The organism is Saccharothrix sp. NRRL B-16348 (assembly GCF_001280085.1).
GTDB lineage: Bacteria > Actinomycetota > Actinomycetes > Mycobacteriales > Pseudonocardiaceae > Actinosynnema.
This window is the reverse complement of sequence record NZ_LGED01000216.1, coordinates 57,487-63,966: the sequence shown is the minus strand read 5'-3', so window position 1 is coordinate 63,966 and position 6,480 is coordinate 57,487. Positions and strand designations below refer to the sequence as shown.

Here is a 6,480-nt window from a genome sequence, read left to right as displayed (position 1 = left end):
AAGCCGGGCAGGCCTGGCGGGAAGAGCGTCCGCCAAGCCTGCCCGGCTTCGACCAGCCTAAAGCACCCGAACCCATGTCAAATCGGGCCTCTGCGGTGGGGTTGCGGGTCCGATGTGAGGCCGTTGGGTGAGGGCCTCGGTGGGTGTGGGGGCGGTGAGAGGTGGGCGGTTGCGGGTCAGATGAGGGCGGTTATGAGGCGGTGGCAGCGGAGGGGGTCTTCGGTTAGGCCGGCGTCCAGGCCCCACAGCCAGTAGTCGATGGCGCGGAAGATGATCCAGTTTTTGGATTGGTCGGGGTTCAGGTTGGCGGCGGTGACCACGATGGACAGGTGTTCCCTGATCGCGGTTTGGTCGGGCATGTCGTCCAGCCTGGTCCAGAGGACTCTGGCCAGGTCGTAGGCGATGTCGCCGCGCAGGAGGATCGGGTCGACGGTCAGCCACGGTTCGCGGGTGCCGGCCAGGACTTGGGCTGAGTGCAGGTCTCCGTTGACGGCGAGGGTCGACTGGGTGGTGACCAGGGTCTCCACGGCCTTCTCCCCCGCGCGGAGGAATGCGCGGTCGAAGGGTTTGGTTTGGCGGAGCCAGTCCCGTTCCAGGCTGTCGGCGCGGGCGAGGGCCAGGTCGGCCGTTGAACGGGCGCTTGGCGGGGCGGGCACGGCCAGTCGTCGGGCCATCACGCCCAGTACGTCCATGGCCTCCTCGGACGGGAGGTTCAGGGCGCTGTGGTGCATGTCCAGGCGTTCCAGCAGCATGGCGCCGGCGGACGGGTCGGCGTCGACCAGGTGGACGGTGCCCCGGCCCTGCCAGAAGCGCAGGGCCTCGATGTGCGCGGTCACGTCCTCGCTCGGCGCGTTCATCCGCAGCACGAGCGGGGTGTCGTCGCGGGTAACCGGGATGACCAGGGCGTGCGAACCGTGCATGACCTGGCCGTCCCGGCGGAGGTCCCAGGTCGTCAGGTGGTGGTCGATGGCGGACGGGAGGGTGGCCAGCCAGTCCTGGTCGCGTGGGATCGGCGCATTCCGGAAGCTCTCGGGGATCACGTGGTGGTCGTGGCCGATTCGACGGTGTCGTGGATGTGCATGACCTCGGTCAACTCGGTCAGCCGGAACAGCTTGTGCACGGAGGGTTGCATCGATGCCATCCGGAACTGGCCGCCCGCGCCGTCCAGTCTGCGGTGCCAGTCGAGCATCAGGGACAGGCCCGTCGTGTCCATGAACGGCACACCGCTCAGGTCCAGCACGACGTTGGCGCCCGTGCTCTCCTCGAGCCGGTCGGACAGCACGGGAACCGTGTCCGCGTCCAGCTCCCCGGACACGGCGACGACGGTCCAGCCGCCCCGCACCTCACTGCGCACCTGCAACTCCATGGTGCCCGAGCCTAGCCACCGGACCGACCCCGTGCCGATACCGGCGTCCCGACGCGCTGGTCACCGACGTGCCGCCGGACGTCGCCAGGCCGCCGGTCGGCGCGACCGCCCGGTGCCACGACCGGTGGATGTGCGACGATGCGGTAACGGCCGATCAACGGGGAGCGGATGTGCGCAACGAGCCAGCAGCGCCGGTGGCCGTGACGCTGCCCGCCTCAGCGGGCTCATCGGCGCGGGCCCGCCAGGTGGTGGGCGACGCGGCGGCGGCCTGGGGGCTGTCGGACGACGCCGCCGACGACGCCGCCTTGGTGGTGACCGAACTGGTGTCCAACGCCGTGGACCACGCGACCGGCCCGGTGGGGCTGACCGTCTCGCGGACGGAGTCCGGGCTGCGGATCGAGGTGGCCGACCAGTCGTCCGCGCTGCCCCAGCCGAGACCCGTGCGGGTCGACTCCGCCCGGGGACGGGGGCTGATCATCGTGGCCGCCCTCAGCCGGTCGTGGGGCACGGAGCCGACCGCCGACGGCAAGGTCGTGTGGGCCGAGCTCGACAGCTGACCGGGCCCCGGTCGGATGACCGCGGTGCTGCGTTCAGAGCGGCGAAAACGGGTATCCCCGGTGCGCCGACTAGTGAGGAGGTCATGTGTCCACCACGACCGAAACCGGTCAGGTGACCGGAACGCAGGACAAGGACTACAACATCATCTGGTTCGTCGAAGCGTGCCTGAGCAACGCGCTGCGGCTGGAGACGTACGTCGCCGACGCCGAGCGCGCGGGCGACCGCGAGCTGGCGGACTTCTTCCGCCGCGCCCAGGGCGAGAGCCGCAAGGGCGCCGAGCAGGGCAAGGCGCTGCTCGCCTCGCGCATCACGCGGTCGTAAGACCCGCGGAAGGGCCGCCCTCACGTCGAGGGCGGCCCTTGGTGGTTCTTCGGGCTACTGCTCGCCGCTGAATCGGTCCAGGCCTTCCTTGGCCTTGTCCGTCCCCTTCTGGATGTGCTCCGAGTGCTCGCCGCCGGTGCGTTCGTCGACGAACTGGCCGGCCTTGTCGATGCCCTCGTCGGCCTTGTCGCCGTGCTGGCCGAGAGCGTCCTTGGCCTTGCCCTTCAGGTCGTCGAACTTGTCGCCAATGCCCATCTGCGCTCGAACCTCCTCCGGGTGTCCGTCGTGGACACTCCACAAGAGGGCTACCGCCGCAGTGGGCCGTTGATGCGTTTAGGCCGACAAGTCACCCGGTCGAGTTAGGTCGATGGTCGACTCCCGCGACCGTCCACATGCGACATTTGCGCAGCGGCGGTTCACGGCGTTCCGGGTGTCGTCGCGGGCGCTCGAAGGCGCGCGACCTGAGGTGGCCGACGGCGGAAGGCGCCGTCGGCCGCCGCGGTGGTCTCAGACCAGTTGGACCGAGACGGCGTGCGGGCCCTTGACGCCCTCGCCGACCTCGTACCGGACCGCCTGGTTCTCGGAGAGACCGCGGTGGTCGTAGTCCTGGATCTCGGAGTGGTGCAGGAAGAGGTCGGAGCCGCCGCCCTCGGGGGTGATGAAGCCGAAGCCCTTGGCCCCGCTGAACCACTTGATCTTGCCTTGGCTCATTCGCGTGCTCCTGCCTGGTAGGACGCGGCCGGCGCGTCCTGGTACGGGTAATCGGGCACGCGCTGCTCGGCCGCACGCTGGTCCTGCGCCCGCTCGTTGCGCGTGCGCACCGGGGCGTCGTCCTCGGGCGGGTCGGGCAGGCCGAGCATCAGCAGCAGCTCGCGGCAGTCGTTCGCGTCGACCGAGTTGTCCGCGACGGTGCGGGCGGCCTGGTTGCGCTGGACGGTCTCGGCCCTGTCGGCCGCGGCCCGCGCGTCGGCGAAACCCACCGCGGCACCTTGTGTACGACCAGGTCTGGTCTGCGTCATGAAGACCCCGCCTCCCCTGCCGGCAGGGCCGCGCCACGCGTGGAGGAAGCGTGGTGGATCGGACCGGCGTGCCTGCGGGCCTTAGGGGTAGATGATGTGAACGGATGATCCGGCGACAAGCCGGTGCTCCCGTCCCCGGCCCTGGAATGCGGCCGGACTGGATCGGGGACCGCGCCGGCCGAGTGCCGACAGCTCGTGCCCCAACCCGCCGAACTCTACTCCACGACCCCGTGCCCGATGAAGCGCGGCACCGATTCGTCAACATCCAACCAACTACGGAGAGGTGTTGCCAAGAACCGCCGGTTCGCGCTTGACTGGCCGAGGTTCGTCCGAGGTCGACCGGAGGTGGACGTGGTCAACGTCAGAGTCGCCGCAGTGGCCGGTGTGCTGATCGGGTTGGTCGGCCTGGCGGCGCCCGCCGTCGCCGCGCCCCGAGCCGTCGCACTGCCCGTGGTCGACATGGAGTCCGTGCTGAAGGCCGCGCAGATCGACCCGCGGCGGGCCGACTCGGCGATCACGCCGGGCAGCGGCGACAGCGTGCGGCTGGTGGAACGGGCGCTCGCCGCGAAGGGGCACCTCGCCTCGACGTACGTGGACGGGCACTTCGGCACCCGGACGATCGACGCCTACGCGGCCTACCAGCGCTCGCTCGGCTACACCGGGCTCGACGCGTCCGGCATGCCCGGACCGACGTCGTTGCGGCTGCTCGGCGAGACGACCTACACCGTCACCCGCGTGGTGTCGGCGGGCAGCCGGGTGACCTACCACAGCGCGCTGATGAACACCCGCACGAAGGCGATGCTGGTCGAGGCGGAACGGCTGCTCGGCCGGACGCTCGGCATCACCCAGGGCTCGTACAACCCGGGCGGCGTGCCCGGCTCGGCGGGCACCCACGACGGCGGCGGCGCGCTGGACATCTCGGTGTCCGGCATGACCGCGACGACGCGCACGAACGTGGCCAGGGTGTTGCGCCAGGTCGGTTTCGCGGCGTGGATCCGCACGCCCGCGCAGGGCTTCGACTACCACATCCACGCGATCGCGCTGGGCGACCCGGACCTGTCCACCGGCGCCCGCAACCAGGCCGGTGACTACTACCTCGGCCTCAACGGGCTGGCCAACCGCGGACCGGACGACGGGCCGGCGGTGAGCCCGAAGCGGACTTGGGAGGAGTACCAGCGGCTCTAGGATGGCCTGATGACCGTCCGAACGGGGTCGCGATGAGCAACGTGGAGACCCACCCGTCCGAGTTGATCTGCGAGAGCACGTCCGGCGTCGCGGCGGTCGAGGTGCTCGACCCCCGCGACGTGCCGCTGGGCGGACCGCGGGCGATGACCGTGCGGCGCACGTTGCCGCAGCGGTCGCGGTCCATGATCGGCGCGTGGTGCTTCGCCGACCACTACGGGCCCGACGACGTGTCGGTCAGCGGCGGGATGGACGTCGCGCCGCACCCGCACACCGGCCTGCAGACCGCGAGCTGGCTGTTCAGCGGCGAGATCGAGCACCGCGACAGCCTCGGCGTGCACGCGGTCGTGCGGCCGGGCGAGCTGAACCTCATGACGGCCGGGCACGGCATCTGCCACTCCGAGGTGTCGACGCCGGAGACGACCGTGCTGCACGGCGTGCAGCTGTGGATCGCGCTGCCCGACGCCCACCGCGACGCGCCGCGCGACTTCCAGCACCACGTGCCCGAGGCGGTGGCGTTGGACGGCGCGTCGGTCCGGGTGTTCCTGGGCACGGTCGCGGGTCGGACGTCGCCGGTGCGCACGTTCACGCCGTTGCTGGGCGCGGAACTGGTGCTCGAACCCGGCGCCCGGCTGGCGCTCGACGTGGACGCGTCGTTCGAGCACGGCGTGCTGGTCGACGTCGGCGCGGTGGAGCTGGGCGGCACGGCGCTGGCCCGCGGCACGCTCGGCTACGTCGGCCTCGGCGCGACGGCGCTGCACCTGGCCAACGTCACCGACACCGCGGCCCGGGTGGTCCTGCTCGGCGGCGAGCCACTGGGCGAGGACCTGGTGATGTGGTGGAACTTCGTGGGCCGCAGCCACGAGGAAATCGCCCACTTCCGCGACCAGTGGCAGGCGGAGTCGGAGCGCTTCGGCCAGGTCGACGGCTACCCGGGCCCCCGCCTCCCAGCCCCACCGCTACCCATGGGCCGCCTCCGCCCCCGCGGCAACCCGCCGCCGGCCTGGCAGTGAGAAGTTCCCCATGTCCGACTTCCTCCAGGTGACCACGACAGCCGCCGACCGCACCACTGCCGCCGACCTGGCCCGCTCCGCCGTCCGCGCTCGTCTGGCAGCAAGCGCCCAGGTGTCCGGTCCGGTGACGTCGTTCTTCTGGCACCTCGGCGAACAGGGCGAAGGCGAAGAGTGGCAGGTGACGCTCAAGACCACGGCCGAGCGCTACCCGGAGCTGGAGGCGCACCTGCGGCGTGAACATCCGTGGGACAACCCTGAGGTGACTGCCCTACCGCTCGTTGCGGCCTCCGACGACTACCTCGCCTGGCTGCGTCGAACCGTCAACCCCGAGCAGTAACCAGTAGATCCGCGGCCTCGATCGCACTGGACACCACCGGCAACGAGCGGTGCGGCCTCAACCGCCGCACTACCTTCTGGATCCCCAGGCGAGAGTTCACCCCTGCCTGCGCAACACTCGGCAAGGTCACTGCCAACCCCGCCATCGCTCCGAGAAATATTCGCCGCTGCACGTCATCCCCTTCGCGGTGCTCTCGCTGATCGAGCCGACGCTTCGCCTTGGCAACCGAAACCGCTCGTTTCACCGTGCCCACAGGAATACCGAAGCTGTCAGCGCAATGCTGCTGCCAGTACGGCGTAGTCATTCGCTTTTCCGTCTCCCAGCGAGACACTTCGTTGCGCGTGACCGCACGACCGGCGCGTTCGGACAGCACATCGGCTTGCTCGCTCTGCGAGCGGCCGGCGCAGGCGCGGAGTTGGCGCAGCAACTCCCCGATGCTCGTCGGCTCGTGCATAGGCTTATCCTGGCGGGCGAGAAGCGGGACGTCACCATTGTGGCCCCCGCTTCTGGTCACTCCTCGCCAGATGGCCCTCTCTCGGGGCGACTCCGCCCGATCGGTCTAATGACGATCCTTGTCCCGGGCACCAACGCCGGAGATCACGAAGCGTTCGGCTTTCGGCGGCGTTGGTTGCTTTCACGCAACGACACCGAGATTGGCAACCCATGTCGATCACGACAAATAAA

11 protein-coding genes are annotated in these 6,480 nt (G+C 70.2%); 5 read left to right on the top strand and 6 right to left on the bottom strand.

The annotated features are described in order from the left end of the window. Positions 1-176: 176 nt before the first annotated feature. Together ADK67_RS29075 and ADK67_RS29070 are read right to left on the bottom strand one after the other, a co-directional pair. The gene (locus ADK67_RS29075; RefSeq protein WP_053719722.1) at positions 177-1,040 is read right to left on the bottom strand and encodes an aminoglycoside phosphotransferase family protein; all 864 of its coding nucleotides are present in this window, start codon (positions 1,038-1,040) and stop codon (positions 177-179) included. Next, the gene (locus ADK67_RS29070) at positions 1,037-1,366 is read right to left on the bottom strand and encodes an STAS domain-containing protein (RefSeq protein ID WP_053719721.1); all 330 of its coding nucleotides are present in this window, start codon (positions 1,364-1,366) and stop codon (positions 1,037-1,039) included. The genes ADK67_RS29075 and ADK67_RS29070 overlap by 4 nt, the downstream gene beginning before the upstream one ends. A 170-nt stretch (positions 1,367-1,536) precedes the next feature. Here ADK67_RS29070 and ADK67_RS29065 point away from each other — a divergent pair, with 170 nt between their 5' ends. Then, positions 1,537-1,923 carry an ATP-binding protein gene (locus ADK67_RS29065; RefSeq protein WP_053719720.1) on the top strand — a complete coding sequence of 129 codons (387 nt, stop codon included), beginning with the start codon at positions 1,537-1,539 and terminating at the stop codon, positions 1,921-1,923. A gap of 85 nt (positions 1,924-2,008) precedes the next feature. Further along, positions 2,009-2,245, top strand: coding sequence for a hypothetical protein (locus tag ADK67_RS29060; protein WP_053719719.1), 237 nt, complete (start codon positions 2,009-2,011; stop codon positions 2,243-2,245). 54 nt (positions 2,246-2,299) lie between these two features. On the opposite strand, the gene ADK67_RS29055 is transcribed toward ADK67_RS29060, so the two are convergent. The 3 genes from ADK67_RS29055 to ADK67_RS29045 form a co-directional block, all read right to left on the bottom strand. After that, the gene (locus ADK67_RS29055; protein WP_053719718.1) at positions 2,300-2,500 is read right to left on the bottom strand and encodes an antitoxin; all 201 of its coding nucleotides are present in this window, start codon (positions 2,498-2,500) and stop codon (positions 2,300-2,302) included. 252 nt (positions 2,501-2,752) lie between these two features. Further along, the gene (locus tag ADK67_RS29050; RefSeq protein ID WP_053719717.1) at positions 2,753-2,956 is read right to left on the bottom strand and encodes a cold-shock protein; all 204 of its coding nucleotides are present in this window, start codon (positions 2,954-2,956) and stop codon (positions 2,753-2,755) included. After that, positions 2,953-3,225, bottom strand: a complete 273-nt coding sequence (locus ADK67_RS29045; protein ID WP_053719716.1) for a hypothetical protein — start codon at positions 3,223-3,225, stop codon at positions 2,953-2,955. The genes ADK67_RS29050 and ADK67_RS29045 overlap by 4 nt, the downstream gene beginning before the upstream one ends. Positions 3,226-3,615: 390 nt before the next feature. Here ADK67_RS29045 and ADK67_RS29040 point away from each other — a divergent pair, with 390 nt between their 5' ends. From ADK67_RS29040 to cutA, 3 genes are read left to right on the top strand one after another with little or no spacing between them, the layout of a single operon-like run. Beyond that, positions 3,616-4,449 carry a peptidoglycan-binding domain-containing protein gene (locus ADK67_RS29040; protein ID WP_231648403.1) on the top strand — a complete coding sequence of 278 codons (834 nt, stop codon included), beginning with the start codon at positions 3,616-3,618 and terminating at the stop codon, positions 4,447-4,449. Positions 4,450-4,481: 32 nt separating this feature from the next. Further along, positions 4,482-5,459, top strand: coding sequence for a pirin family protein (locus ADK67_RS29035; RefSeq protein WP_053719715.1), 978 nt, complete (start codon positions 4,482-4,484; stop codon positions 5,457-5,459). A 10-nt stretch (positions 5,460-5,469) separates the two neighbouring features. Further along, on the top strand, positions 5,470-5,796 hold the full coding sequence (gene cutA / locus ADK67_RS29030; protein WP_053719714.1) for a divalent-cation tolerance protein CutA: 327 nt from the start codon (positions 5,470-5,472) through the stop codon (positions 5,794-5,796). On the opposite strand, the gene ADK67_RS51310 is transcribed toward cutA, so the two are convergent. Then, positions 5,780-6,250 carry a helix-turn-helix domain-containing protein gene (locus ADK67_RS51310; protein WP_157620916.1) on the bottom strand — a complete coding sequence of 157 codons (471 nt, stop codon included), beginning with the start codon at positions 6,248-6,250 and terminating at the stop codon, positions 5,780-5,782. The two genes, cutA and ADK67_RS51310, sit on opposite strands and share 17 nt — an antisense overlap. Between the last annotated feature and the right edge of the window lie 230 nt (positions 6,251-6,480).

Bases quoted from the DNA above. Each gene is read 5' to 3' on its own strand.
- ADK67_RS29070 (WP_053719721.1), bottom strand. From the start codon at position 1,366: ATGGAGTTGCAGGTGCGCAGTGAGGTGCGGGGCGGCTGGACCGTCGTC.
- ADK67_RS29055 (WP_053719718.1), bottom strand. From the start codon at position 2,500: ATGGGCATTGGCGACAAGTTCGACGACCTGAAGGGCAAGGCCAAGGAC.
- ADK67_RS29050 (WP_053719717.1), bottom strand. From the start codon at position 2,956: ATGAGCCAAGGCAAGATCAAGTGGTTCAGCGGGGCCAAGGGCTTCGGC.
- ADK67_RS29035 (WP_053719715.1), top strand. From the start codon at position 4,482: ATGAGCAACGTGGAGACCCACCCGTCCGAGTTGATCTGCGAGAGCACG.
- cutA (WP_053719714.1), top strand. From the start codon at position 5,470: ATGTCCGACTTCCTCCAGGTGACCACGACAGCCGCCGACCGCACCACT.
- ADK67_RS51310 (WP_157620916.1), bottom strand. From the start codon at position 6,250: ATGCACGAGCCGACGAGCATCGGGGAGTTGCTGCGCCAACTCCGCGCC.